Genomic DNA, 25,936 nt, shown 5'->3' with positions numbered 1-25,936 from the left:
AAAGGTGTTGTAATGAAAGCAGCTCAAGTTATTATTGATGTTCCCTTGATGCAGACGGACCATCCTTTTACATATTTGATACCTGATAATTTACAAGGTCTTATCCAAGCAGGAATGCGAGTTCATGTACCCTTTGGTCAAGGAAATCGTCTAGTTCAGGGGATAGTAGTAGAACTTTCTGAAAGTAATGATGATGAAAATCTAAAAGAAATTCGAGAAGTCCTAGACTTAGAACCAGTTTTAAATAAGGAGCAGTTGCAATTAGCTGATCATATGCGAAAGACTGTGTTTTCTTATAAGATAACATGTTTAAAAGCAATGCTTCCTAATCTTTTAAATTCGAATTATGACAAAATTGTCATGCCACTTGATCAAGAAACAAAAGATACATTTTTTGCAGGAAAAGAGAATTTAAAATTTTCTACTTTAACAGAAGATCAACAAGTAATTATTTTGAAATTGAAAAAGGAAGATAAAGTTTCTTTTGAATATGAGGCGAAGAGCCGAGAAAATAAAAAATATGAAACTTTTATTCAATTAGAAGATATAGAAAAATTAAGAGATTTTGAAATTCCAACTAGAGCAAAGAAAAAGCAAGAATTCAAAGAATTTTTGCTTGGAAACCCTGGTAAAAAGCAAGTTAAGGAAGTTAGAAAAAATTTCTCTAAATCAATAATTGACTTTTTCGTGGAAAACGATCTTGTAAAATTAGAGCATGTTGAACTTCGTCGTGCACAAGAGCATTTCGACAAGATTAAGTCGGATAAACCTTTAGTTCTAAATGAAGGACAAGAGAAAGCGTACCAAGCCGTTATAAACGGAACATCGGGTAAACCTTTCTTACTTGAAGGAATAACTGGAAGTGGTAAGACAGAAGTATACTTGCAGATTATAGCCCACACCTTGAATGAAGGTAAGACGGCAATTATGCTAGTGCCTGAAATTTCTCTTACTCCGCAAATTACCAATCGTTTCATTGCTCGTTTTGGTGATCAAGTAGCAATACTACATAGTAGATTGTCTGATGGAGAAAAATATGACGAGTGGCGAAAGATTGAAAGTGGTCAGGCCAAGGTTGTTGTCGGAGCTCGTTCAGCAATTTTTGCACCTTTAGAAAATATTGGTACAATTATTATTGATGAGGAGCATGAATCAAGTTATAAGCAAGACTCTAATCCAAGATACCATGCAAGAGATATTGCTTTATTTAGGGCAGATTGGCATAAGGCTAAGTTGATAATGGGAAGTGCAACACCAAGTCTTGAGTCGCGAGCACGTGCCGATAGAGGAGTTTATGAGTTTCTTGAACTTAAGGAGCGAGCAAATCCTTTGGCTCGTGTACCAAAAGTTGATATTATTGACTTTAGAAAAAATATGAATGAAAAATCGGCGAATTTTACTATGCAGTTACTTGAAAAAATTCAGGAAAAATTGGATAAGAATGAGCAAATTGTACTAATGCTAAACCGTCGAGGATACTCAAGCTTTATCATGTGTCGTGACTGTGGATATGTCGAAGAATGTCCAAATTGTGATATTAGTTTGACCCTTCATATGGATACAAAGACTCTTGATTGTCATTATTGTGGGTTTCAAGAAGCTATTCCAAGCCGCTGTCCAAACTGTCAAAGCAAAAAATTTAGATATTATGGTTCAGGAACTCAAAAAATTGAGGAAGAACTAAATAATTTATTTCCTCGAGCTCGTATTTTGAGAATGGATGTTGATACTACTAAGAAAAAAGGTGCCCATGAGCAAATTCTTGATAAATTTGGAAATCATGAAGCAGATATTTTGTTAGGAACTCAGATGATAGCTAAAGGTTTGGATTTTCCTAACGTAACTCTAGTTGGTGTTATAAATGCTGATACTGCTTTGAATTTACCTGATTTTCGATCAAGTGAAAGAACATTTCAACTTTTGACACAGGTGGCTGGACGTGCCGGGCGCGCCGATAAAGAGGGGGAAGTAATCATTCAAACCTTCAACCCAGAACACTATGCAATAAAATTAGCTGAACATCATGATTATGAGGCGTTTTATAAGCAAGAAATGCAATATAGAAGAACCTTGGCTTATCCACCATATTTCTATACAGTTCAAATTGTGGTTAGCCATAAGAACGAAGAGGAAGCGATCAAGAAAAGTTATGAAATAATGAGCCTTCTTGCTTCAAAAGTAACGGATAAAGCTAAGATTTTGGGACCTACAGCTAAACCTATTGCTCGAACTCATAATATGTACCATTATCAAATACTCATTAAATATCGCTTTGAGGAAGAATTGCAAATTGCCTTAAATCAAGTATTGGAAATGACACAGGATAAGAACAATAAAGGACTTCGCATTATAATCGATAGCGAGCCGCAGAATTTTATTTAGGAGAATTAAACTAATGACAAAAATAATTTTTATGGGAACCCCTGATTTTTCAGTTCCTGTTTTAGATGGATTGATTGAGAAAGGCTATGAAGTTTTAGCCGTGGTTACACAACCAGATAGAGCAGTTGGAAGAAAAAAAGAAATTAAAATGACCCCTGTTAAAGAAGCAGCTCTTAAGCATGGTCTAAAAGTACTTCAACCTGAAAAACTAAGTAATAGTCCTGAACTTGATGAGATAATTTCATTGGGAGCTGATTTGATTGTAACGGCAGCATTTGGTCAATTTCTACCTGAAAAACTTCTTAACTCTATTGATAAAGCAGTTAATGTCCATGCAAGCTTATTACCTAAATATCGTGGAGGAGCTCCAGTTCATTATTCAATCATCAATGGCGATGATAAAACTGGTGTAACTATCATGGAAATGGTTAAGAAGATGGACGCTGGAGATATTATCAGTCAAGTTGAAGTGGAAATTACAGAAGAAGATAATGTTGGGACAATGTTCCAAAAGCTAAGTTTAGCAGGACGTGACCTATTATTAGAAACTTTACCAGCTTATCTATCAGGTGATATTACTCCTCAAGTACAAGATGAAGATTTAGTAACTTATAGTCCAAATATAACTCCTGAGGAAGAAAAAATTGACTGGAATAAATCAGCAAGACAAATATTCAACCAAATTCGCGGAATGTATCCATGGCCAGTTGCTCATACTTATTTGAATGAAAATCGTTTTAAAATTTACGAGGCAAAAGTATCAGATAAATCAGGGAAACCTGGTCAAATAGTAGAACGCACTAAAAATTCATTAGTTGTTGGTACGGGTGCGGGTGCTATTGAATTACTAACAGTTCAACCTGCTGGAAAACCAAAAATGAAAATAAATGATTTTCTAAATGGAGTAGGTCGTGACCTAAAAGAAGGAGATAAATTTGGGCAAGAATAATAATCCAAGAGACCTAGCATTAAATGTAATTAATCAAGTGTTCAATGAAGAGGCCTATGCTAATATTGCACTTAATGATGCCCTTAAACAATCTAATTTAACTGCCTTAGACAAATCAATGGCTACAAATATAGTGTACGGAACTATAAGCCATAAAATGACTTTAGAGTGGTATTTAAAACCTTTTATTAAAAAAACTAAAAAATGGGTTAAAAATTTATTGCTACTTTCAATCTATCAAATCGTATATATGGATAAAGTGCCTGATAATGCTGTTGTTGATGAAGCCGTAAAAATCGCTAAACTTCAAGGTGATAAACGACTTTCGGGATTTGTAAACGGAGTCTTACGAAATTTTATCCGTACGGAAAGAGCTGATTTCTCTCAGATTAAAAATGAGACTGAAAGACTTTCAATTCAATACAGTATGCCAACTTTTCTAATTAAAAAATTTACAAATCAATATGGAAAAGAAAGAACACTTGCAATCCTTGAAAGTTTAGAAACTCCTAGCAAAAATAGCCTGAGAGTTAATACAAATTTAGTTGACTTTGATAGTGAATTTGATAAGCTAGATTCAAGATTTACTGTTGGAAAAAGTAAAATTGCATCTACAGCAATTTTAGCTGATACAGGGAATTTTGCAGTTACAGATGATTTTAAAAATGGCTTAATCACCATCCAAGATGAATCAAGTCAATTAGTTGCTCCGGCAATGGAAATATCAGAAAACGATAAGATTCTTGATGCCTGTGCAGCACCTGGTGGAAAAACTGTTCATATGGCTGAGTATCTTAAAGATGGTCATATTACAGCTTTGGATTTATATGATCATAAGTTAAAACTTATTAATGACAATGCTGAAAGATTAAAATTGTCAGATAAGATTTCAACTGAAAAAGTTGATGCAAGTAAAGCCTTTGAGCATTTTGGGGGCGAGGTATTTGATAAGGCTTTGGTTGATGCACCATGTAGTGGTATGGGATTAATTAGGAGAAAACCTGATATTAAATACCGTAAAGAGACTACTGATTTTCAAGGCTTGCAAGAAATTCAATTGTCTATTCTTGAAAATGTTGGTAAAACAATTAAAAAGAATGGTATAATGGTTTACAGCACATGTACGATTTTTGATGAAGAAAACTTCCAAGTAGTTGAGAAATTTTTGGAACAAAATGAAGACTTTGAACAAATATTAATAACTAATGAAAAAGAGGATATTGTTAAGGATGGCTGTATGATGCTTACTCCGGAACTTTATCATACTGATGGGTTCTTTATTGCAAAGTTTCGAAAAAAATAAACCAATCAATATTCTGAAAGGATGGTTATGAAATTTACAGTACTTACAGACGTCGGTGTAAAGCGCGTTACTAATCAAGATTTCGCTGATGTATATATAAATAAAGCAGGACAAAAGATTTTTATCTTAGCAGATGGAATGGGTGGACACAAGGCTGGTAATGTTGCTAGTCGTCTTACTGTTGAAGATATTGGAAAACAATGGAAAGATACTAATTTTGATAAGAATAATTCAATGGATCAAATCTCTACTTGGTTAACGGAGAAAATTTCCCTTGAAAATCAAAATATTGCTGACTTAGGTAATTTAGACGATTATAAAGGCATGGGTACAACTCTTGAAGCAGTTATCATCCTTGGCGATAAACTTATTTGTGCTCATGTCGGTGATAGTAGAACACAAGTTATTAGAGGAAATCAATTAATAAAAATTACTAAAGATCACTCTTTAGTTCAAGAGCTTGTTGATGCAGGAGAGCTTACTCCTGAACAAGCAGAAAATCATCCAAATAAAAATATTGTTACAAAGAGTATTGGGCAACAAACATTTTTAGAACCTGATATTTATGTTTTCGACCTTGAAAAAAATGACTATATTCTTATCAGTAGTGATGGTTTGACTAATATGGTAAGTAATGCTGAAATTGTTGGAGTTATTAAAGGTTATGATGCACTTGAAAAGAAAGCTGAAACTTTGATTGAACTTGCTAATACTTATGGTGGATTAGATAATATTACTGTTATTCTGATTCAATATGAGAATGGAGGTTTGTCTAATGATTCGAGTAGGTAAAATATTTGCAGAACGTTACATGGTTATTAAAGAAATTGGCCGTGGAGGTATGGCAAATGTCTACTTGGCTGAAGATAGATTTCTTGATAATCGTTTAGTAGCAATTAAAGTATTACGATCAAATTTTGAAAATGATAGTATTGCGACTGCAAGGTTCCAACGAGAAGCTTATGCTATGTCGGAACTTACTCATCCAAATATTGTCGGAATTTCTGATGTAGGTGATAACGACAAGCAACAGTACATCGTGATGGAATATGTGGCAGGTAAAACATTAAAAGAATACATTCAAGAAAAAGGGCATCTTTCTAATGAAGAAGCAATTCATTTCGCTAGTCAAATTTTATCTGCTATGCAAATGGCACATGATAGAGGAATAATTCACCGTGATTTAAAACCACAAAATATTCTAATTAGTGAAGATGGTAATGCAAAAGTCACCGATTTTGGTATCGCTATGGCATTTGCGGAGACTAGTTTAACTCAAACTAATAGTATGTTTGGTAGTGTACACTACCTTTCACCTGAACAAGCACGTGGTTCGAAAGCAACTGTACAAAGTGATATATATGCTATTGGTATTGTTTTATATGAAATGCTTGTAGGAGATGTACCTTTTGATGGGGATAGTGCAGTTACAATCGCTCTGCAACATTTTCAAAAACCATTACCATCTATTAGAAAAGTAAACTCAGATGTTCCTCAAGCCTTAGAAAATGTTGCTATTAAAGCAACTGCTAAATCTCTTGATGATCGTTATAAAAATGTATCTGAAATGCTTACAGATCTTTCAACATCAACTTCTTTAGATAGGAAAGATGAACCAAAATTGGTATTCATAAAAGAAGATGATGAAGGTGCCACAAAGGTATTACCAAGAGTCTTAGTAGATAAGTCAGATACAGAGGACTTAGTTAAAAAAGTAAGTGCAGATACTTTAAAAGATGAACCTGAAAAAAATGAAATTCAAGAAAAAAAAGAAAAGAAAAATAAGAGAAAACTTATTATTGGAGCAATAATTGCTGCGGTATTAGCTTTGATAATTGGTTTAGTGATTGTAACGACACCTAAGGACGTACGAGTACCGGAAGTAAATGGTATGACGGTGGAACAAGCAAAAGATGAAATTAAAAAAGCTGGCCTAGAAGTAGGGAAAGTTACAAAAGAAATAAATGGTACTATTGATAAGGATAAAGTTATTAGAACGAATCCAACAATAGGGACTTCAAAGAAAACTGGGTCTAAAATTGATATTTTTATATCAATGGGACCAAATGTAATTGAACTTTCAAACTATGTTGGCCAATCTTATGATGATGCTGTTTCAGATTTAGTAAAGAATTTTGGTATTTCACAATCACAAATTGTTAAAAAAGTAGTGACTGACGATAATTATGCTACTAATGAAATAATTAGTCAGGATCCTAAAAAGAATGAGTTTTTTGATAAAACTTCTGATGATAAAATTACTTTTAAAGTAAGTGACGGTGGTAAAAATGCTACTATGCCTGATGTAATCAACAGCTCACTTGAAAATGCTAAAGCGACTCTTAACAATATGGGAGTTCCTGAATCAAATATTAAATTAGTACCACAAAAGACGATTGATGAAAGTTTAGTTAGTCTGGTTATTGATCAAAATATTTCTGCAAGTAGTTTATTTAATCCTAAAAAGGATAAAATAGTTCTACATTATTATGTATACGATGAAGCTGGTGCAGCTGAGGCTAAAAGGGCAGTAGAAGCTGAGAAGAAAAAAGCTGAAGATGAAGCTAAGAAGAAAGCTGAAGAAGAAGCTAAGAAAAAAGCTGAAGATGACGAAGCTAAGAAAAAAGCGGAAGATGAAGCTAAGAAAAAAGCTGAAGAAGAAGCTAAGAAAAAAGCTGAAGAAGAAGCTAAGAAAAAAGCCGAAGCTGATGCTAATGCTAGTAAAAAAACAGAAGAAGATACTAATAAAAAAACAGATGATGATTCTAAAACATACGATGATAGTTCAAATTAAGAACTCAGCTAATTACAAAAAAAGCCTAGGAAGAGAAGTATTCCTAGGCTTTTTTTATATTTTCTGTCTTCTTGCGAATTCAGTAAATCTAAATTTATCAACTTGATGGCGACTTTCGGTATATTGAAGCGGAGTGGTATCAGCAAGATATACGTGACTTTTCACACTAACGACATGATGATCAATTTTAGCTAAATCTATATATTTACGATCATCTTCGTCAAGAAAATCAATTGTTATTTCTTTATTTGCATATGAAATAACAAGACCCAGTTCATCCTCTAAATATTCATAAAGAGAATTTTGTAGTATATCTTCTGTTAAATCAGGTGCAAGATCATACAGAAGGTAATCGCGGTCTAAAACAGAATATTTTCCTTCTATTTTTCGAGCTCTTAAAATATGCCAAGCATATGAATCTTTTGGAAGCAGTGTTAAGAGATGAAGTCCCTCGTCAATTTGGATTTTTTCAAACTTCAATACTGTAGTTGAACTATTGAAATCTAAACTTTCTTGAAGTTCTTTATAACTTGTTAAACCAGAAATAGGAAAATTGAGTTTTTCTGATGAAATTACCAAACTTCCTTTGCCTTTTTGTTTTTGAATAAAACCACGGCTTTCTAGTATATTTAGAGCTTGTCTTATAGTAGCTCTGCTGGCTTCATAGTAGTCAGATAATTCCATTTCGCTTGGAAGGAATTCCCCTTCATCATAAATTTTTTTTAATATTTTATTTTCTAAATCTTGAAAGATTAATTCATATTTTTTCATATATATATTTTAGCAGATTTTTTGAAGAAAAAAATATTTTTTTAAATTTATTTGTAAACGGTTGCAAATGGAAAATAAATAGTTTATAATTTTATTAACAACTTGTATGTACAGGTTAGAAAATTATTTAGGAGACTAAGATGGGAAAATTCGATCAAGAAGCTCGTGACCTACTCGTTGCTATAGGAGGCAAAGAGAACGTTGCAGCTGTAACTCATTGTGCAACTCGCATGCGTTTTGTTTTGAATGATGATTCAAAAGCAGATGTTAAAGCAATTGAAAAAATTCCAGTTGTTAAAGGAACTTTTACAAATGCAGGACAATTTCAAGTAATTATTGGTAATGATGTACCAATTTTTTATAAAGATTTTAGTCAAGTTTCAGGTATTGAAGGAGTTTCTAAGGAAGCAGCGAAAGCCCAAGCCAATAAAAAACAACCAATTATTCAGAGATTAATTGCAACATTGGCTGAAATTTTTACTCCATTATTACCAGCAATTATTGTAGGGGGACTAATTCTTGGTTTCCGTAATCTACTTGAAGGTGTTCCAATTGAAGCATTGGGACAAAAAATTATTGATGGAGTAGCAGCAACAAATGCTGATGGTTCAGCAATCTATAACTCAATAACGGATGTATCACCATTTTGGAATGGGGTAAATTCATTCTTATGGCTACCAGCAGAAGCGATTTTCCACTTCTTACCAGTTGGAGTTGTTTGGAGTGTTGTTCGTAAATTTGGTGGAACTGAGATTCTTGGTATCATATTAGGTATCACATTGGTAAGTCCGCAATTATTAAATGCCTATGCAGTTAATGCTGCACGTGCAGATGGTAGTATAAAAGAATGGGTTTGGAACTTCGGTTCATTCCAAATTGAAAAAATTGGTTACCAAGCTCAGATAATACCTGCAATATTCACTGGTTTGCTATTTGTTTTCTTAGAGAAACAGTTACGGAAAGTAATACCAGAAGCCATTGCAATGATTTTTGTTCCATTTTTCTCATTACTACCAGCTATTATCGCAGCACATACAATTATTGGTCCAATCGGTTGGAAAATCGGTCAAGGGCTTTCAACAATCGTTAACGCAGGACTTACAAGTTCAGTAAACTGGCTATTTGGTTTAGTATTTGGTGCACTATATGCCCCATTAGTAATTACTGGATTGCACCATACTTTACTTGCTATCGACTACCAATTGATTGCAGACCTTGGGTATACAAACCTATGGCCTATGATCTGTCTATCAAATATTGCTCAAGGTGCAGCAGTTGCAGGGGTTATCCTTTTACACAAACGTACAATGAAGAACCGCAAGGATGATCTTGAACGTGAAGAACAAATTTCAATTCCATCTCTCATCTCTGCTTGGCTAGGTGTTACAGAGCCAGCAATGTTTGGTATTAACCTTAAATATTTGTACCCATTTGTAGCAGGAATGATTGGTTCAGGTCTTGCAGGTATGTTCTCAATTTTAACTGGTGTTCGAGCTAACTCTGTTGGGGTTGGAGGACTTCCAGGAATCCTTGCTATTCAACCAAAATCATGGATGAATTTCTTTATTGCAATGGTCATTGCTGTTGTAGTTCCGTTATTCATGATATTCGTACTTCGTAAAATTCCAGCACTTAACAAAGTTGATGGTGTTGTTGAAGAAATCGATAGCAATATTGCGCGTGAAGAAGAAACAATCTCTACTATCCGTCAAACTGATGTATATCCACAAGAAACATCACTAGAAGTTAAGGTTCCATTATCTGGTAAATTACTTCCAATTACTGATACTCCTGACCCAATGTTTGCTGAACGCTTAATTGGCGATGGTGCATTAATCGATCCAGATGAAGGTGTACTAGTTGCTCCATTTGACGGAGTTGTACAAATGATTTTCCCAACTAATCATGCTATTGGTCTTATATCTAAAGAAGGTGTTGAATTATTAATTCATATTGGATTAGATACAGTAAAACTTGATGGTAAACATTTCCAAGGTTTTGTTAAAGAAGGTCAAGAAGTTAAGACAGGTGATGAGTTAATTCGTTTTGATGTTAAAGCTATTAAAGAAGCTGGGTATGTAACAATGACACCAATCATTGTTACTAATCAAGATGACTTCCAAGTAGACAATGTTAAAACAAGTGGAAAAGCAATTTTAGGTGAAGAACTCTTCACTGCAACATCTATAAAATAAAAAAATAGGGCTGAATCTAGCCCTACTTTTGTATTTAAGAGAAAGGAAATATAATGACGTTTAAAGACAAAGTAATTTATCAAATTTATCCGAAGTCGTATTTAGATACAACAGGTTCAGGTGTTGGTGATTTACAGGGTATCATCCAAAAACTAGATTATCTTCAAGACTTAGGTGTAGACATGCTTTGGCTCAATCCAATCTATCCGAGCCCTCAGTATGACAATGGTTACGACATAGCAGATTATGTAGCCATTAATCCAGATTTTGGAACAATGGATGATTTTGAAGAGTTGGTAGCAGAAGCTAAGAAAAGAAATATAGATATAATGCTTGATATGGTACTTAACCACGTATCAACTCACCATGAGTGGTTTAAAAAGGCACTTGCAGGAGATAAATACTATCAAGATTTCTTTATTTTAAGAGATGAACCTACAGACTGGGTTAGTAAATTTGGTGGGAATGCCTGGGCACCTTTCGGTGATACGGGAAAATACTATTTACATTTGTTTGATATTACACAAGCCGATCTTAATTGGCGTAATCCCAATGTACGAAAAGAATTGTATGATGTAGTTAATTTCTGGCGTGCAAAAGGTGTGCATGGATTCCGTTTTGATGTAATTAATTTAATTGGTAAAGACCAAGCATTAAAAAATAATTCAAATAATGATGGTAAACCAGAATATACTGATAAGCCAATTACTCATGAATATTTACGTGATCTAAATCTGACAACATTTGGTCAGGACCCAGAAAGTATTACTGTTGGTGAAATGTCTTCAACAACTATTGAAAACTGTATACTATATACTCGTCCAGATCGTCATGAATTATCTATGGCATTTAACTTCCATCATCTTAAAGTTGACTATGAAAATGGACAAAAGTGGACTACAAAATCATTTGACTTTGAAGAGCTGAAAAATCTTTTCCATACATGGGGAGAAGAGATGTCAGAAGGAGATGGTTGGAACGCACTATTTTGGAATAATCATGACCAACCTCGTGCACTTAATCGTTTTGTTGATGTAAAAAACTTCCGAGTTAAAGGTGCAACTATGCTTGCGGCAGCAATTCATTTAAGTCGTGGGACTCCTTATATCTACATGGGAGAAGAGATTGGAATGATTGACCCTGATTTTGATTCAATGGAAGATTATGTTGATGTTGAATCAATCAATGCATATCGTATTATGACTGAAGAAGATGGAAAATCAGCTACAGATGCCTTCAAGACAATTCAAGCCAAATCACGTGATAATTCTCGTACACCTATGCAATGGGATGAAACAGCAAATGCAGGTTTCTCAACTGGGACACCGTGGTTAGCAACTGGAAATCATGTTGATATCAATGTTGAGGCTGATAAAGAAGGCGAAATTCTTAACTTCTATAAGGATTTAATCAAGTTGAGAAAAGATAAAGCGATTATCTCTGAAGGAACTTATAAGGCCGCCTTAAAAGATAGTCCTAATGTATATGCCTTCATTAGAGAATATGGAGATAAAAAATTATTTGTTGCAAATTCATTTGCAAATGAAGAAGTTGAGATTGAGTTACCAGAAGAATTTGTAGGTGGAGAAATCTTAACTAACAATTATGATGAATATGAAGCAGGAAAACTTGCTCCCTATCAATCAATTGCTATTTTCAGTAAATAAAAAAATATTAATCACATTAAGTAATGCAACTTAGTGTGATTTTCTATGAAAAATATGTTATTATAAAGTGATAAATTTTGTACAGGAGAGTGTAATGGTAGAGCCAAAATATAAACGTGTTGTATTGAAACTTAGTGGAGAAGCATTAGCTGGTGAACAAGGATTTGGAATTAACCCAATCGTTGTAAAAGGAATTGCTCAAGAATTAAAAGAAGTTCATGACTTAGGTGTTGAAATTGCTATTGTTGTTGGTGGCGGAAATATCTGGCGAGGCCAAACTGGGGCTAGCCTTGGTATGGAACGTGCTCAAGCTGACTATATGGGGATGCTTGCAACAATCATGAATGCTTTAGCGCTTCAAGACACACTTGAAAATGAAGGTGTACCAACTCGAGTTCAGTCTTCAATCGATATGCGTCAAATCGCTGAGCCATATATCCGTCGTCGTGCCGAACGTCACTTGGAAAAAAATCGTGTTGTAATCTTTGCTGGTGGAACTGGTAACCCATACTTTTCAACAGATACAACAAGTGCGCTACGTGCTGCTGAAATTAATGCGGATGTAATCTTAATGGCTAAAAATGGTGTTGATGGTGTTTACAACGCAGATCCAAATAAAGATGAAAATGCAACTAAATTTGAGCACCTAACTCATATGGATGTAATCTCTAAAGGATTACAAGTTATGGATTCAACAGCAAGTACTTTATCTATGGATAATGATATTCCTTTAGTAGTATTTAATTTAAACGAAGAAGGAAATATTCGTCGCGCAGTTCTTGGTGAAAATATCGGAACAACTGTAGATTAAAATATATTAGTTAATATAGCTTTGAATAAAAAAAGCTAATTGACTTATTGATTCTAATTAAAAATAAATAATAAAATTTAACAGGAGAAATTTAATAAAAATGTCAAATGAAATTTTAACAACTGCTAAAGAAAGAATGGAGCAATCAGAAGCTAGTTTACTTCGTGAATTTGGAAGTATTCGTGCTGGTCGTGCAAATGCAAGTCTTTTAGATCGTATTCAAGTTGAATATTATGGAGCACCAACTCCATTAAATCAATTAGCTTCAATTTCAATTCCAGAAGCACGTGTACTTATCGTTACACCTTTTGACAAATCTTCAATCAAAGATGTAGAACATGCAATCAATGCATCTGATCTAGGTATTACTCCTCAATCAGATGGTACTATGATTCGTTTAGTTATTCCACAACTTACTGAAGAACGTCGTAAAGACTTAGCTAAAGAAGTTAAAAAAGTTGCTGAAGGTGCTAAGGTTGCAGTTCGTAACATTCGCCGTGATGCAATGGATACTGCTAAGAGACAAGAAAAAAATAAAGAAATCACTGAAGATGAACTTCGCGGATTAGAAAAAGATATTCAAAATCTTACTGATAAATCTGTTGAAAAAATCGATAAATTAACAAAAGATAAAGAAACAGAATTACTAGACGTATAGTCGAAATTAATTGAGAAGGCTGGGGCTTGCCCAGTCTTTTTTCCACAAAGGAGGAATGCTAATGAATGAATTACTAGCAACTCAGGTAACAGCAATTGTTACTGGAGAGAATGAACAAAGTTACTTTTTGCAAAAAAATGGACAAACTATATTACTCGATAAGTCAGAAGGTGAACATGGAATAGGTGATGCTGTTAAGGTCTTTATCTATACTGATAAGAAACAAAAACCAAAAGCTACAACAGTATTGCCAACTGCTAGTCGTGAGAATTACGGTTGGGGTACTGTTACTGACGTACGAAAAGACCTTGGTGTATTCGTAAATATTGGCTTACCTGATAAGGATGTAGTTATTTCATTAGATAATTTGCCAGAGTTAAAAAATCTATGGCCAAAAGTTGATGATAAATTATATGTTAAACTTGACGTAGATGCTAAAGATAGAATTTGGGCAACACTTGCTGATAATGAAGTATTTAGAGGAGTCGCAGGTAGAGCATATAACAATATGCAAGACCAGGACTTAAAAGCGATTGTTTATCGTTTGAAACTATCAGGTACATTTGTTTATCTTCCAGAGAATAATATGCTTGGTTTTATTCACCCATCAGAACGTTTCTCAGAGCCCCGTTTAGGTGAAGAACTAAATGTACGAGTTATTGGTTATCGTGACGTAGATAAGGCTTTAAACCTCAGTATTAAACCTCGTTCGCATGAGATGTTAGATAACGATGGACAAATGATTTTAGCTTACCTTGAAGGTGCTGGAGGATTCATGTCTCTAAATGATAAAAGTTCACCTGATGATATCAAGGCAACTTTTGGAATCAGTAAAGGTCAATTCAAGAAGGCACTAGGTGGTCTTATGAAGGCTAAAAAAATAAAACAAGATGAGTTTGGAACTGAACTAATTGCTAATCAACCAACTTCAGCTGAGTAATTATTAAAAGTTTTTGTTATTATATATCCATGCTTTAAATTTATAGGAGGAATATAGTATTATGAAAGAACGTGCAATATTTGCTGGTGGTTGCTTCTGGTGTATGGTTCAACCTTTTGAAGAACAAGATGGTATTATTAGTGTACTTTCAGGCTACACTGGAGGTACTACTGCCAATCCAACTTATGAAGATGTATTGACACATAAGACTGGGCATACTGAAGCAGTAGAAATAATTTTTGATAACGAAATTATTGACTATAAGGACTTAGTAGAACTATATTGGCAACAAACTGATCCAACTGATGCTTTTGGACAATTTCAAGATCGCGGTGATAACTACCGTCCGGTTATTTTCTATGAAAATGAGAGACAAAAAGAAATTGCAGAAGAAAGTAAGAAAGAATTACAAGAGTCTGGTCGTTTTGATAAACCAATTGTAACAACAATTGAGCCTGCTCAAACTTTCTATCCTGCTGAAGAATATCATCAAGCTTTTTATAAAAAAGATCCTTTACGATATGCCCTATCTAGTGGTCTAAGACATGATTTCTTAAAACAAAAATGGGGGTAATTAATGGGGAAAAGTTTTTATCAATTTTTGATGGCAAAAAAAGTTCACAAGGAAGTAGATGATGTCACAAAACTTGCGAACTTAGTTTTTAACGATATTGCATTTCCAAGACAGTCATCTAATTTTGAGGAAGTGAGCAATTATCTGGAGACCCATGCTGAATTTTCATTTAATTTAAGTAAATTTGATGAAATTTGGCAAGAGTATATAGAAAGTTAACAAAAAAACAGTTGGGGGACTGTTTTTTTGTTATATTTATAGCAATATTTTCTGACTAATGTATTCGTCAAAGTCATTACCATGGCTTATAATGAGAGAAGTCATTTGGTATTTTTGTAAGTATATATTTAATTGATAAATAAATTTTTGAGCAAGTTCTCGGTTAAGAGCACTTGTTGGTTCGTCAAGAATAATAAACTGTGGCTTGCGAATAAGTATACGCGCAAGTTCAATTCTTTGCTTTTGTCCACCACTAATATTATTTCCATTTTCTGACAAAATGAAATCTTCTCCCTTGTCCTCAATAAGTTCATCAAGCTGGCATACTTTTATAATTTCCTTAAGCTCATTGTCAGTGAAATTATCATCTAGTAAAATATTTTCCCTTATTGTTCCTTGAAAGATAAACGCATCTTGCTGAGATTTTAATATTTTTGAATAATAGTCTTGTTTATTGAATGAGAAAATTGAAGAATTATTCCATTCAATTTGTCCCGAGAAGCGCTTTTCATAAACATCAGTCATTAATAAATTTGCGAGTGTTGATTTTCCAACTCCGCTTTTTCCTTTGACTAAGATACTTTCTCCTTTTTTAATAATAAAATTTATATTTTTAAGTATTGGTTGATCATTTATAAAGGAAAAATAATCACTTGAAAAGTTAAGTTGTTTAAAATCATCGGGGGCTGTAGTTGAATCTATATTTTGTTCTTGATAATCATAAAATTCTTTGACCCTATTTTGCATTTTTATAGCAGTTTTTCTTTTATTTATGGAATCAGATATGACTCGAATTGGCGTATCAAGTTGACCAGTAAGACTGTAGACTGCCATAATTGATCCAACGGTCATTGTTCCATTAGCAACGTAAAGGCTAGCCATAATAACTGCAATGATTGGTAATATAAAAGCGATGATAATAGAAGTACCAACATACATGGCAAAATAAAAAGATATTTTCTTGTTGACTGGGATTTTTTCATTATCGATTCTTTTACTAATTTTATTAGAGAAAAAGTCTTCTTTTTTTAACTGCTTTATGTCATTTATACCCTGTAAACTCTCAAGTATATCTTGATTAAGTTGACCAGTAAGTTCCTGGTCTTTTACACTATATTGAGTCATTTTCTTACCCATTTTATTAACAATATAAAAACAAAAAAGTGACAGGAAAAGAATCACAAGAGCAATTGATAGGTTATAGTGAATCATCATAATAAAAGTACATATAAAGGTAGATAGTTGTACAAGAAAAAGTATAATACCTTGACCATTCCACTCACTTATTTTAGAACTATCATTCATTATTCTAGAAGATATATCACCATTTTTAACGCTGTTAAAATATATTTTTTCCTTATGAAGTATACTTGTGTAGAGAAATTTTATTAGTGAAAAATTTTCCATTTGAAATAATAGTCTCAGAAAATATTGAGACAGGAAAGTAACTGCTATATAGATAGTTAGAGAAAATAAAACCAATTTTAGATTTCCAAATAGTTTATCTTTATCTTGATTAACAAGAGCATCGATAATTATTTGTATTTGATAGATAAGATAGAGATTGAGAAGGGAGCGAGATACAACTGTGATAAAACTAATAAACTGAATTTTTTTAAGGTCTTTATAGGTCGTACGAATTTTACGGTCAAAACATTCCATGTTATACCTCTCTTTATTAAAAAATGATGAGTGAATAAAAAATAGCCTATTCCTTCATTATATACTTAAGTCTGAAAAAGTAACGTCTGTTTTTTCATTTTTTTTTGTGCTATAATATATGTAAAGAAAGATATATAGGGATACTTGCAAATATGCAAGTTTTTTTATTTTGGAGGGTATTATGAAATTAAAATTATATGATGATAGTGATTTTTTTAAAGTCAGTGATTATTTTTTAAAAGATGCATATTATACTGCCCATCCAATAGATACAATAAAAATATCTGTAGATAATAGAAAATATCACCCAGTTTTGTCTTTAGATAGTGATGATAACTTGGTATGCTTCTTTGTTTTAGACGAAGGTAGTGATAAATTTAAGTATACTGAAGAGAACGATTCACTTTTGCTTAGAGCTTTTTCAACAGACAGCAAATATTTGAGAAAAGGGTACGCGACTAAAACAATTGAATCACTTGCTGAATTTGTTAAGAAAGAGTTTCCTGAAGTTAAACAAGTAGTACTAGGTGTCAATGAAAAAAATCTCTCAGCAATAAGTCTTTATCTAAAAACAGAATTCAAAGACTCAGGTGTCAAATACCTTGGTAAAAAAGGATATCAGAAGGTCCTGTTAAAAGATGTAAATTGAGGTATTGAAATGAAATTAGTATTAACATCGGCACAGTTTCTAAATAATCAACTTTCCGTAAATGTTAAAAACTTGCAAGAAATATCTTCAAAGTACCATAATAAAAATATCGATTTTATATGTTTTGGTGAAGCATATCTTCAAGGCTTTGATGGACTTACTTGGAATATTAATGAGGATATAAATCGAGCCATATCAATAGAAGACAAGGTTATCACTGATTTACAAGAATATTCTAAGATATATAGTATTGGTCACGCTTTTGGATATATTGAAAAAGATAGTGGTAAACTTTATAGTTCATATATTGTAATTGATAAGAATGGAGAAATTTTGGCTAATTATCGCAGAATTTCGCAAAGCTGGAAAGTGCAAGAAGCATATCCAACTGTTTATTTACATAATTCATCAAAAACTGTCTTCTTTAATTACGAAGGTAAAAAAATTGGTTTGGGACTATGTGGAGATTTTTGGGAACATCCAGGAATATACGCAGATCTTGAAGCAGATTTGTATATTTGGCCAGTATTCATTGATTACACGAAAAAAGAGTGGGAAGAGGATGCTCAAAAAGAGTATGCTGATCAAACATTATTAGTAGGAAAAAATGTTGCAATTATTAATTCAGCTCATCTAAATCAAGATTACGGTGGGTCAACATATTTTGTAGATGGAAATATTGAAGCATATTCACCAATGGAATCCTATGAAGATTTAATAATTGAATTTAAATAAATGAAACCTCCCACGGGTTTCATTTTGTTGTTTAAGGGAAATATTTCTAATATAATTACTTATAGAAATATATTAGAAGTTATAGTCATCAATCAAAATAAGAAAGAAGTTAATTAAATGAAAGATTTTAAATGGGCAACTTTAGGTACAGGAATTATTGCAAATCAATTGGCACAAGCATTGGAAGCGCGTGGTCAAAAAATATATTCAGTTGCTAATAGGACACATTCAAAAGGTATTGAATTTGCTGAAAAGTATGGTATTGAAAAAGTTTACGATAATATTGATGATGTATTTGAGGATGAAAATGTAGATATTATTTATATTTCAACACCACATAACACCCACATTGAATATTTGAGAAAGGCTTTAAAGGCAGGGAAACATGTTCTTTGTGAAAAATCAATTACCCTTAATTCAGATGAATTGGACGAAGCAATAGAATTAGCACGTGAAAACAATCTTATTCTGGCAGAGGCCATGACTATTTTCCATATGCCTATCTACAAAGAGTTAAACAAGATAATTGAATCAGGGTCATTAGGTAAACTTAGACTTATTCAAATGAACTTTGGAAGCTTTAAAGAATACGATATGACGAATAGGTTCTTTAACCGCAATCTTGCAGGTGGTGCCCTCCTTGATATCGGAGTATATGCATTATCATTCGTTCGTTGGTTCATGACATCTAAACCAAATGAAATTTTATCCCAAGTCAAATATGCAGAAACTGGGGTGGATGAGCAAGCTAGCATTTTATTGAAAAATGATGAAGAGGAGATGGCGACTGTTATTTTGTCTCTTCATGCAAAACAACCAAAACGTGCAACTATCTCTTTTGAAAAAGGATATGTTGAAATGTATGAATACCCTCGTGGTCAAGAAGCTGTCATCACTTATGTGGTTGACGATAGTAAGGAAATAATCAAAGCAGGTGATACGGAAAAAGCTTTGCAGTACGAAGTGGCTGATATGGAGGAAGCTGTGGCAGGTATCGAAAATAATATGCATCTTGATTATACAAAGGACGTGATGGATATAATGACAAAATTAAGAAATGACTGGGGAATGGTATATCCAGAAGAGGAAAAATAAAAAAATATGGTACAATGAAAAAAATACTGAAGTTGGTAACCATATGGATAAGTTGAGAATTAACCTTTAATTTTTAGATTAAAATTAAAGGAGAAGAAAATGATCGAATATAAGACGAGTGAAAATCTTGATACAAAACTGGTGTTGGATCTCTATGAAAATGTAGGTTGGATTTTATATACTAGATATCCAGAAAAACTAATGCAGGCATTGGAGCAATCACTTTTCATTCTTGAAGCTTGGGAAAATGAAAGACTAATTGGTTTAGTGCGAGTGGTAGGGGATAGTCTTACAATAATATATATTCAAGACTTATTGGTTTTAGAAGACTATCAGGGCCAAGGAATAGGTAGTCAGCTATTATTGAAAATTTTTGAGAAATATTCTAATGTTAGACAAAAAGTATTATTGACTGATGATACTATCAAAACGAGAAAATTCTATGAAAAACTTGGTATGCATTCAACAGATGATGGCTATACATTAGGTTTTTACAAGAGTAATTAGTAAAAAAATACAACTTATCTTTAAAAAAAGATAAGTTGTATTTTTTTATTGACCTTGGTCGATTAAATTCATAAATGATTGTGCATTATTCCCATAAGCGACACGTACTCTATTAAGAGTATAGAGTCCATTACTTGCACTTGCTAATCCAGGATTAGTAGTAATGCCTAATTTATAACCTGCATTTTTTGCAAGCTCAGGAGTAGAGTCGTTATACCTACCTGAAGGATAGCAGATTACACTTGTATCTTGTTTTAGTAACTCATCTAATCCTTTTTTTGAAGCTTCTAATTGATATTTAGCAGTATCAGGAGTCGCATATTGCAGATCAATATGATCCATTGTATGACTTTCAAGTGAAATAAGCTTATCCTTATTAATTTCTTGAAGCATATCATCAGTCATTTTATCAACACCATCTTTCATATTGAAAATGATGTTAATTGTTGCTTTCATATTTAATTTATCAAGTATTGGTTTGGCATTTTTCATATTGTCAACATAGCCATCATCTAATGTTACCCATACAATTTTTTCTGCCGGTTTTTCATTTTTTGTTAATACTCTATAAGCTTCCTCAGGGCTTAAAGTATAGTAACCAGCATCATGTAAAGATTTCATCTGTTCTTCAAATTCCTTTTGTGGTACAAAAAGTGTATTGCCATCAACAACTTCTGAAATATGATGGTACATTAAGATTGGAAACTTAATCTCATCATCATATTTTTTCCAAGTATCTTTATCTGTCTCTTTTTTCTTTTCTTTCTTATCTTTATTTTGCTGTTCTTTTGCTTCAAAAAAATTATTATCTGATGTTTGTTTATTTGAACTATAAAAAAACCTATATGCCAGAACGGCTATGAGCACAATAGATAAAACTGCAACCATAATTTTTAATATTTTCTCTTTATTCATATTGATATTATATCATTAAATAAATTCAAATGACTAATCAATTTTTGTAATTAATGGTAGAATATAAAAATATAAAGGTGAAGTAAATGAAAAATATTCTAATAAAATTTGTGAAATTTTATCAGAGAAGAATCTCTCCCTTAACACCAGCATCATGTCGCTATCACCCGACATGTTCAAACTACATGATTGATGCGATTAAAATTCATGGTGCATTTCTTGGGACAATAATGGGAGTAGCCCGAATTCTAAGATGTAATCCTTTTGTTAAAGGTGGGGTTGATTATGTACCTGCTAAATTTTCCCTTAGAAGGAATCCTGATAGAATTTACATTGAAAAAAAATAGTCTCATGTCTAAACATGAGACTATTTTTTAATTGAAATAAATTTGTGATTAAAACTCATCAGATGGAAGCATAAAACCACTTAGAATAGTTGCAATACCTTCAGATATTAGGAAAATTCCTACAAACCAAATAAATGAAGCTGCTGAAATACCCCAATTAAGAAGCATTGAAACGCCAGCAAAGATACCGAAGATACCTACTAAGACTAAGAGAATACGACTTAAACCACTGATTCCAAATCCTGAAAAGGCAAGACTTAAATTGGAAACAGAGAGGAAAATAATCCAAAAAGCAAACATAAGTGCTATTGTTCCAGCAGCTGTATCAGGTGAAAATAAGAAAATTAAACCGACAATTGCATTAAGAAACATATCAAGAATTTCTCTACTACGCAGCTCTTTAAATCTAGTTGTAAATGCAATATATCCAGCAATTATAGCATTTATAATACTAAATACTCCAACAATGATAATAATTGCTTCGAGTGAGTGAGCTGGGTGCACTAATGCAATAATTCCAAGAATAGCCATTACAATACCTGCAATGATTAATCCCCATTTTTCTTTTTTAAACATGATAATCTCCTTTAAATATTACTTTAGAAATATTTTTGTAACATTTCTTACAAAGTTAGAATAATATAAATTATTTTGTGTGTCAAAAATATGGTTTCTATTTTTATTTTATTGAATAAATAAAAAAAACCGCCAAATTAATGACGGTACAAACATAAAAAGTGTACAAAATTGATTATATCACAAATAATATTTTGTTAAAGAAAAAACTTATTATTTATAAAAAAAAACAAATAAAAACACAAAAAAATAATAACCTTTATTCTCATTATTACATATTGTGAAAAATATGGAAATTTTGTAACAAATATGTTATAATATTCGCAAACTAAATGGGATATTTAACTAAAGGTGTGTGAACGATGAGTAGAATGATGCCTGCTTACATTAGAGCAGAAGGAATAGAGTTATACGAACAAAATCAGATAGCGGATGTCTCAGTTGGAAAGATGATCCTATCTGCTAATGTTGCGGGTCAAAATGTAGCATATGATTTGGATGGTGAAAATGATTTTTGTAGTTGTGATTTTTTTGCAACTAAGAAGTATTGTCAACATATTGCTGCGATTGAAGAATATTTAAAGCAAGATAAAAAAGCAGATGATTCAAATCAAATTTTAGAAACAGCTGAAAAAACACAAAAACTCAATAAAGAGCTTCTTTTTGGTACGCAATTTTTGAAGAATATAAATGAAAGTGATGATGACTATGAAGATAGTTTGAGTCTTGAAGTAGAAGCATTTGAGACCTCTGCATCAAGTCAATTTTTCTATCACGGTGATTCAATCGCACTTACAATAAAGATAAAAGCAGCTAAAGCAAGTCGTTCATATGTAGTGAAAGATATACCTTTGTTTCTTAATGTAATTCAAAGAGGTGATATTTATCAGCTTGGTCGAGATTACCTAGTAAGACTTAATTTAGAAAACTTTGACGAAAGCTCACAGGATTTTATTAGATTATTAATCGAACTTTCTCCAAGTGATCTTCTAATGGAAAGCGACATGTATCAAAAAAATGGTCGTTTTCTTGTGCTTTCTTACAGCATGCTTGAATCTGTACTTGATTCTGCGTATCTTTTATCTGACTTCAGGATATCAGTTGCATCATCAGACCTTAATTTCTTTTCTTTTATAGATCTTGATAAAGACGCAGGATTATTTAAGTTTAAGGTTACACCAGGTGACAATAGTATAAGTTTAAGAATTGATAAAAAAGATTATAAGGAATTTTATTCAGGTAAGGTTCTTTATTATGAAAACTTCTTTTATAAACTAACAATTGAACAAGCAAAACTCATAAATCAATTAAAAAAACTTTATGAAGATTTTGAGTTTCAAGAAAATCCAGTGATTAATTTTGATTATAGTGATAAAGATGAGTTATCTTTAGGTCTTGAAAAGTTTGAGTCTATTGGTAGTGTGGAAGCTAACAAATCATTCAGAATTAGAAAATTTGAGCCAAAGTTCTATTTTGATTTAACAAATAGACTGGAATTATCATTAGTCTTTGACTATGGAAATTTTGAAGTTTCTTCAATTCAAGAGTTAGAAACATTAGATTTTTCAAGGGATCTTTTGAAAGAGAAAAAAATCTTCACTTGTATGGCAAACACTGGCTTTCCAAAAGGTTTTGAGTCATCGCAGCCAATTCCTTTAAATGAAGACCTGTACAATTTCTTTACTAAAACTGTTCCAAAATTTGAAAGGTTAGGTACGGTTGAATTTTCGCCTGCCTTAAAAAATATTAGAGTTGAAGCGAGTGAAGAGCTTGAAATCACGACAAGTGGTAATCTACTGGACATTCGATTTGATTTACCAGATATTGATGATTCTGAACTTGAAAAAGTTATAAAGAAACTACAAGCAAACGAGGATCACTACATTACTAAGTCAGGGAAAGTGTTACTTTTTGACAAAAAGAATTTTCAGCCCATTAGAAATGTTTTAAATGAGTTAGGGGACAGTATTCAGACTGAAGATGGGCGACTTACCTTACCTTCATATAGAACTTTCCAAATTGCTAAAATTTTTGAAAATGTTGAATCAGTTAAGTATTCAGATGAATTTAAAAATCTTTACACAGATTTAACACATCCAGAAGAGTTTCCACTTGAAATTCCTGACAATATAAATGCTAGTTTACGTAATTATCAGATTGATGGAGTTAAGTGGATGAAGATGCTTACCAGTCATCATATGGGTGGTATTTTAGCCGACGATATGGGATTAGGTAAAACACTACAAGCTATCACTTATTTGACATCAAGCATGCAAGATGGTGATAAGACACTAATAGTAGCACCATCGAGTTTGATTTATAACTGGGAAAGTGAGTTCCATAAATTTTCACCCGATATGGAAGTAGTGGTAGTTGAAGGAACTAAAAAATACCGTCAAGACATCATTAGTGAAGATCATCAAGTTTACATCACGAGCTATGGATCATTTCTTAAGGATTTAGATGATTATCAAGAAAAAAACCTAAAATTCTTACTTATGGATGAAGCACAAACGGTAAAAAATGCTCAAAGTAAGACAAATAAGGCGCTTTCTCGTTTGAAAGTTGAAACAGTCTTCGCCTTGAGTGGCACTCCGATAGAGAATCGTTTAGAAGAGATGTGGGCACTATTTAATATTGTTATGCCAGGGTTGTTTGGAAATAAGAAAAAGTTTACTAAATCAACACCTGAAAGTATTTCAAGAGCCATTAAACCATTTGTAATGAGACGTAAAAAAGATGATGTATTGAAAGAACTACCAGACAAACTTGAAATGATTCATTATAGTGAATTAGCTGATGACCAAAAAGTTATTTACATGGCTCAACTCCAATCAATGCAAGATAAAATCAGGTTGATGAATAAAGAAGAGTTTAATCGTAGTAAGATTGAAATCTTATCAGGAATCACTAGACTGCGTCAGATTTGTGATACCCCAGCGTTATTTATGCCAGATTATACAGGCAAGAGTGGTAAACTTGAAGTACTTACAAATCTTCTTGAACAAATTAAGGAAAGTGGACATCGTCCATTGATTTTCTCTCAGTTTACTAAGATGTTTGGTTTCATTGAAGAGGAGATGGAGAAAGTAGGTCTTTCAAGTTATAAACTAACAGGTTCAACGCCGGCTAAAGAGCGTTTAGATATGGTTAAAGCCTTTAATGCGGGAAGCCGTGATGCTTTCTTAATTTCCTTGAAGGCAGGAGGAATGGGACTCAATCTGACAAGTGCTGATGTTGTTATACTTGTAGACCTTTGGTGGAATCCATCAGTGGAGGAACAGGCAATCTCAAGAGCACATAGAATGGGACAAAAGAGTACAGTTGAAGTTATTAGACTTATTACTCGTGGTACTATTGAAGAAAAAATTAAAGAAATTCAAAGCAAAAAACAAGATTTAGTAACAACGGTATTAGATGGCGGTCTATCAAATCGTAACATCACTGAAGATGAAATTATGGAAATTCTCGGCTTATAACTTTAAAAGCAGTTATATTTAGGTTATAATTAAAAAATAAATGAAGGACGTGTTAGTTATGACAGAAAAAATTAGAAAAGTTCAGTTTCCATACATCGGTGATGATGAGCCTTTGGAGATTGATGATAAAGTACTCTACACAAATGATGATATATTAACCAAAATTCCTTCTGGAAAAGTAGAATATAAGTATTCAAATTCAAGAACAACAAATATTAGAAAAGTACCTACATCTTCTACAAAGACAGGTCAAAATTTCTATGGGACAAAAGATGTTTTTAAACAAACTGAAAACCCAAGAAGAAATGATTCTACAAAAAAAGAGAGCTCTTTACCGAAAGAGCCAAAGACTGAAATTAGGAAAATAAAATATGTAGCCCCAGAACGACCAAAGGGCTATGTGTATCCGACTGAAAGACAAGAGACGGTTTCGCCTAAAAAGGAACTTAAGCAACATCCACTTGGTGAAAGAAAAGCACAACAGGATGATACGCTCATTACTGTGGGCAAAAAGTTTGAGTCAAAAAGTGATTCAGAAGATGGTAGAAAATTAACTAGAACAAGAAAAGATTTTGATACGCTTGCTCAGGAATCAATTTCTGCTCAAGAAAGAAAAAATAAATTGGCAAATGCTGATAAAGCACAAGATGACTATTTTGAAAAAAAGAGACAGTTACTATCAATGCCAGAAAATAATGAGTAAAAGTA

General features: G+C 32.7%; 23 protein-coding genes. 19 read left to right on the top strand and 4 right to left on the bottom strand.

Annotation, left to right across the window (positions count from 1 at the left end; translation table 11 throughout):
- Positions 1 to 12: 12 nt before the first annotated feature.
- Genes BG262_RS06900 through pknB form a run of 5 tightly spaced genes read left to right on the top strand, consistent with a single transcriptional unit; the run spans position 13 to position 7,428 of the window.
- Positions 13 to 2,382 (top strand): primosomal protein N', encoded by a 2,370-nt coding sequence (locus BG262_RS06900; protein ID WP_070788159.1) that lies wholly within the window; start codon positions 13 to 15, stop codon positions 2,380 to 2,382.
- A gap of 13 nt (positions 2,383 to 2,395) precedes the next feature.
- The gene (gene fmt / locus BG262_RS06895; protein ID WP_070788158.1) at positions 2,396 to 3,331 is read left to right on the top strand and encodes a methionyl-tRNA formyltransferase; all 936 of its coding nucleotides are present in this window, start codon (positions 2,396 to 2,398) and stop codon (positions 3,329 to 3,331) included.
- Positions 3,318 to 4,634, top strand: coding sequence for a 16S rRNA (cytosine(967)-C(5))-methyltransferase RsmB (rsmB, locus tag BG262_RS06890; RefSeq protein ID WP_070788157.1), 1,317 nt, complete (start codon positions 3,318 to 3,320; stop codon positions 4,632 to 4,634). The genes fmt and rsmB overlap by 14 nt, the downstream gene beginning before the upstream one ends.
- 27 nt (positions 4,635 to 4,661) lie before the next feature.
- A complete protein-coding gene (locus BG262_RS06885; protein WP_070788156.1) occupies positions 4,662 to 5,426 on the top strand; it encodes a Stp1/IreP family PP2C-type Ser/Thr phosphatase in 765 nt (254 codons plus the stop codon).
- On the top strand, positions 5,410 to 7,428 hold the full coding sequence (gene pknB / locus BG262_RS06880; RefSeq protein WP_070788155.1) for a Stk1 family PASTA domain-containing Ser/Thr kinase: 2,019 nt from the start codon (positions 5,410 to 5,412) through the stop codon (positions 7,426 to 7,428). The genes BG262_RS06885 and pknB overlap by 17 nt, the downstream gene beginning before the upstream one ends.
- A gap of 54 nt (positions 7,429 to 7,482) precedes the next feature.
- On the opposite strand, the gene treR is transcribed toward pknB, so the two are convergent.
- Positions 7,483 to 8,199: a trehalose operon repressor gene (gene treR / locus BG262_RS06875; protein WP_070788154.1), complete on the bottom strand. Its 717-nt coding sequence runs from the start codon at positions 8,197 to 8,199 to the stop codon at positions 7,483 to 7,485.
- 140 nt (positions 8,200 to 8,339) lie between these two features.
- Here treR and treP point away from each other — a divergent pair, with 140 nt between their 5' ends.
- The 7 genes from treP (at position 8,340) to BG262_RS06840 (ending at position 15,263) form a co-directional block, all read left to right on the top strand.
- A complete protein-coding gene (treP, locus tag BG262_RS06870; protein ID WP_070788153.1) occupies positions 8,340 to 10,394 on the top strand; it encodes a PTS system trehalose-specific EIIBC component in 2,055 nt (684 codons plus the stop codon).
- Positions 10,395 to 10,447: 53 nt separating this feature from the next.
- The gene (treC, locus tag BG262_RS06865) at positions 10,448 to 12,061 is read left to right on the top strand and encodes an alpha,alpha-phosphotrehalase (RefSeq protein ID WP_070788152.1); all 1,614 of its coding nucleotides are present in this window, start codon (positions 10,448 to 10,450) and stop codon (positions 12,059 to 12,061) included.
- Positions 12,062 to 12,155: 94 nt separating this feature from the next.
- Positions 12,156 to 12,872 (top strand): UMP kinase, encoded by a 717-nt coding sequence (gene pyrH / locus BG262_RS06860; protein WP_070788151.1) that lies wholly within the window; start codon positions 12,156 to 12,158, stop codon positions 12,870 to 12,872.
- Between the two features lie 100 nt (positions 12,873 to 12,972).
- Complete coding sequence (gene frr / locus BG262_RS06855; protein ID WP_070788150.1) at positions 12,973 to 13,530, top strand: ribosome recycling factor; 558 nt, start codon at positions 12,973 to 12,975, stop codon at positions 13,528 to 13,530.
- A gap of 61 nt (positions 13,531 to 13,591) precedes the next feature.
- Complete coding sequence (locus BG262_RS06850; protein WP_070788149.1) at positions 13,592 to 14,470, top strand: CvfB family protein; 879 nt, start codon at positions 13,592 to 13,594, stop codon at positions 14,468 to 14,470.
- Positions 14,471 to 14,531: 61 nt separating this feature from the next.
- Positions 14,532 to 15,044: a peptide-methionine (S)-S-oxide reductase MsrA gene (msrA, locus tag BG262_RS06845; protein WP_070788148.1), complete on the top strand. Its 513-nt coding sequence runs from the start codon at positions 14,532 to 14,534 to the stop codon at positions 15,042 to 15,044.
- Between the two features lie 3 nt (positions 15,045 to 15,047).
- Positions 15,048 to 15,263, top strand: coding sequence for a YozE family protein (locus BG262_RS06840; RefSeq protein ID WP_070788147.1), 216 nt, complete (start codon positions 15,048 to 15,050; stop codon positions 15,261 to 15,263).
- A gap of 36 nt (positions 15,264 to 15,299) precedes the next feature.
- Here the strand turns inward: BG262_RS06840 and BG262_RS06835 are convergent, their stop codons facing one another.
- The gene (locus BG262_RS06835; RefSeq protein ID WP_070788146.1) at positions 15,300 to 16,925 is read right to left on the bottom strand and encodes an ABC transporter transmembrane domain-containing protein; all 1,626 of its coding nucleotides are present in this window, start codon (positions 16,923 to 16,925) and stop codon (positions 15,300 to 15,302) included.
- 181 nt (positions 16,926 to 17,106) lie between these two features.
- Here BG262_RS06835 and BG262_RS06830 point away from each other — a divergent pair, with 181 nt between their 5' ends.
- The 4 genes from BG262_RS06830 to BG262_RS06815 all read left to right on the top strand — a co-directional run bounded on the left by BG262_RS06830 (position 17,107) and on the right by BG262_RS06815 (position 19,911).
- The gene (locus tag BG262_RS06830) at positions 17,107 to 17,574 is read left to right on the top strand and encodes a GNAT family N-acetyltransferase (RefSeq protein WP_070788145.1); all 468 of its coding nucleotides are present in this window, start codon (positions 17,107 to 17,109) and stop codon (positions 17,572 to 17,574) included.
- Positions 17,575 to 17,583: 9 nt separating this feature from the next.
- On the top strand, positions 17,584 to 18,309 hold the full coding sequence (locus BG262_RS06825; RefSeq protein ID WP_070788144.1) for a carbon-nitrogen hydrolase family protein: 726 nt from the start codon (positions 17,584 to 17,586) through the stop codon (positions 18,307 to 18,309).
- Between the two features lie 117 nt (positions 18,310 to 18,426).
- Positions 18,427 to 19,404 (top strand): Gfo/Idh/MocA family protein, encoded by a 978-nt coding sequence (locus BG262_RS06820; protein WP_070788143.1) that lies wholly within the window; start codon positions 18,427 to 18,429, stop codon positions 19,402 to 19,404.
- Positions 19,405 to 19,503: 99 nt separating this feature from the next.
- Complete coding sequence (locus tag BG262_RS06815) at positions 19,504 to 19,911, top strand: GNAT family N-acetyltransferase (RefSeq protein ID WP_070788142.1); 408 nt, start codon at positions 19,504 to 19,506, stop codon at positions 19,909 to 19,911.
- 45 nt (positions 19,912 to 19,956) lie between these two features.
- On the opposite strand, the gene BG262_RS06810 is transcribed toward BG262_RS06815, so the two are convergent.
- The gene (locus BG262_RS06810; RefSeq protein WP_083312934.1) at positions 19,957 to 20,826 is read right to left on the bottom strand and encodes a polysaccharide deacetylase family protein; all 870 of its coding nucleotides are present in this window, start codon (positions 20,824 to 20,826) and stop codon (positions 19,957 to 19,959) included.
- A gap of 86 nt (positions 20,827 to 20,912) precedes the next feature.
- On the opposite strand from BG262_RS06810, the gene yidD reads away from it, so the two are divergent.
- The gene (gene yidD, locus BG262_RS06805) at positions 20,913 to 21,173 is read left to right on the top strand and encodes a membrane protein insertion efficiency factor YidD (protein WP_070788140.1); all 261 of its coding nucleotides are present in this window, start codon (positions 20,913 to 20,915) and stop codon (positions 21,171 to 21,173) included.
- A gap of 48 nt (positions 21,174 to 21,221) precedes the next feature.
- On the opposite strand, the gene BG262_RS06800 is transcribed toward yidD, so the two are convergent.
- Complete coding sequence (locus BG262_RS06800) at positions 21,222 to 21,749, bottom strand: HdeD family acid-resistance protein (RefSeq protein WP_070788139.1); 528 nt, start codon at positions 21,747 to 21,749, stop codon at positions 21,222 to 21,224.
- Between the two features lie 362 nt (positions 21,750 to 22,111).
- Between BG262_RS06800 and BG262_RS06795 the strand changes: the two genes are divergently transcribed.
- Together BG262_RS06795 and BG262_RS06790 are read left to right on the top strand one after the other, a co-directional pair.
- The gene (locus BG262_RS06795) at positions 22,112 to 25,228 is read left to right on the top strand and encodes a DEAD/DEAH box helicase (RefSeq protein WP_070788138.1); all 3,117 of its coding nucleotides are present in this window, start codon (positions 22,112 to 22,114) and stop codon (positions 25,226 to 25,228) included.
- Positions 25,229 to 25,286: 58 nt separating this feature from the next.
- Positions 25,287 to 25,931: a hypothetical protein gene (locus BG262_RS06790; protein WP_070788137.1), complete on the top strand. Its 645-nt coding sequence runs from the start codon at positions 25,287 to 25,289 to the stop codon at positions 25,929 to 25,931.
- Positions 25,932 to 25,936: the final 5 nt, after the last annotated feature.

This window comes from Floricoccus penangensis, from assembly GCF_001832885.1.
Taxonomy (GTDB): Bacteria; Bacillota; Bacilli; order Lactobacillales; family Streptococcaceae; genus Floricoccus; species Floricoccus penangensis.
This window is presented reverse-complemented; position numbering and strand designations above follow the sequence as displayed.

Bases quoted from the DNA above. Each gene is read 5' to 3' on its own strand.
- BG262_RS06900 (WP_070788159.1), top strand. From the start codon at position 13: ATGAAAGCAGCTCAAGTTATTATTGATGTTCCCTTGATGCAGACGGAC.
- fmt (WP_070788158.1), top strand. From the start codon at position 2,396: ATGACAAAAATAATTTTTATGGGAACCCCTGATTTTTCAGTTCCTGTT.
- BG262_RS06885 (WP_070788156.1), top strand. From the start codon at position 4,662: ATGAAATTTACAGTACTTACAGACGTCGGTGTAAAGCGCGTTACTAAT.
- pknB (WP_070788155.1), top strand. From the start codon at position 5,410: ATGATTCGAGTAGGTAAAATATTTGCAGAACGTTACATGGTTATTAAA.
- treR (WP_070788154.1), bottom strand. From the start codon at position 8,199: ATGAAAAAATATGAATTAATCTTTCAAGATTTAGAAAATAAAATATTA.
- treP (WP_070788153.1), top strand. From the start codon at position 8,340: ATGGGAAAATTCGATCAAGAAGCTCGTGACCTACTCGTTGCTATAGGA.
- treC (WP_070788152.1), top strand. From the start codon at position 10,448: ATGACGTTTAAAGACAAAGTAATTTATCAAATTTATCCGAAGTCGTAT.
- pyrH (WP_070788151.1), top strand. From the start codon at position 12,156: ATGGTAGAGCCAAAATATAAACGTGTTGTATTGAAACTTAGTGGAGAA.
- frr (WP_070788150.1), top strand. From the start codon at position 12,973: ATGTCAAATGAAATTTTAACAACTGCTAAAGAAAGAATGGAGCAATCA.
- BG262_RS06850 (WP_070788149.1), top strand. From the start codon at position 13,592: ATGAATGAATTACTAGCAACTCAGGTAACAGCAATTGTTACTGGAGAG.
- msrA (WP_070788148.1), top strand. From the start codon at position 14,532: ATGAAAGAACGTGCAATATTTGCTGGTGGTTGCTTCTGGTGTATGGTT.
- BG262_RS06840 (WP_070788147.1), top strand. From the start codon at position 15,048: ATGGGGAAAAGTTTTTATCAATTTTTGATGGCAAAAAAAGTTCACAAG.
- BG262_RS06835 (WP_070788146.1), bottom strand. From the start codon at position 16,925: ATGGAATGTTTTGACCGTAAAATTCGTACGACCTATAAAGACCTTAAA.
- BG262_RS06830 (WP_070788145.1), top strand. From the start codon at position 17,107: ATGAAATTAAAATTATATGATGATAGTGATTTTTTTAAAGTCAGTGAT.
- BG262_RS06825 (WP_070788144.1), top strand. From the start codon at position 17,584: ATGAAATTAGTATTAACATCGGCACAGTTTCTAAATAATCAACTTTCC.
- BG262_RS06820 (WP_070788143.1), top strand. From the start codon at position 18,427: ATGAAAGATTTTAAATGGGCAACTTTAGGTACAGGAATTATTGCAAAT.
- BG262_RS06815 (WP_070788142.1), top strand. From the start codon at position 19,504: ATGATCGAATATAAGACGAGTGAAAATCTTGATACAAAACTGGTGTTG.
- BG262_RS06810 (WP_083312934.1), bottom strand. From the start codon at position 20,826: ATGAATAAAGAGAAAATATTAAAAATTATGGTTGCAGTTTTATCTATT.
- yidD (WP_070788140.1), top strand. From the start codon at position 20,913: ATGAAAAATATTCTAATAAAATTTGTGAAATTTTATCAGAGAAGAATC.
- BG262_RS06800 (WP_070788139.1), bottom strand. From the start codon at position 21,749: ATGTTTAAAAAAGAAAAATGGGGATTAATCATTGCAGGTATTGTAATG.
- BG262_RS06795 (WP_070788138.1), top strand. From the start codon at position 22,112: ATGAGTAGAATGATGCCTGCTTACATTAGAGCAGAAGGAATAGAGTTA.
- BG262_RS06790 (WP_070788137.1), top strand. From the start codon at position 25,287: ATGACAGAAAAAATTAGAAAAGTTCAGTTTCCATACATCGGTGATGAT.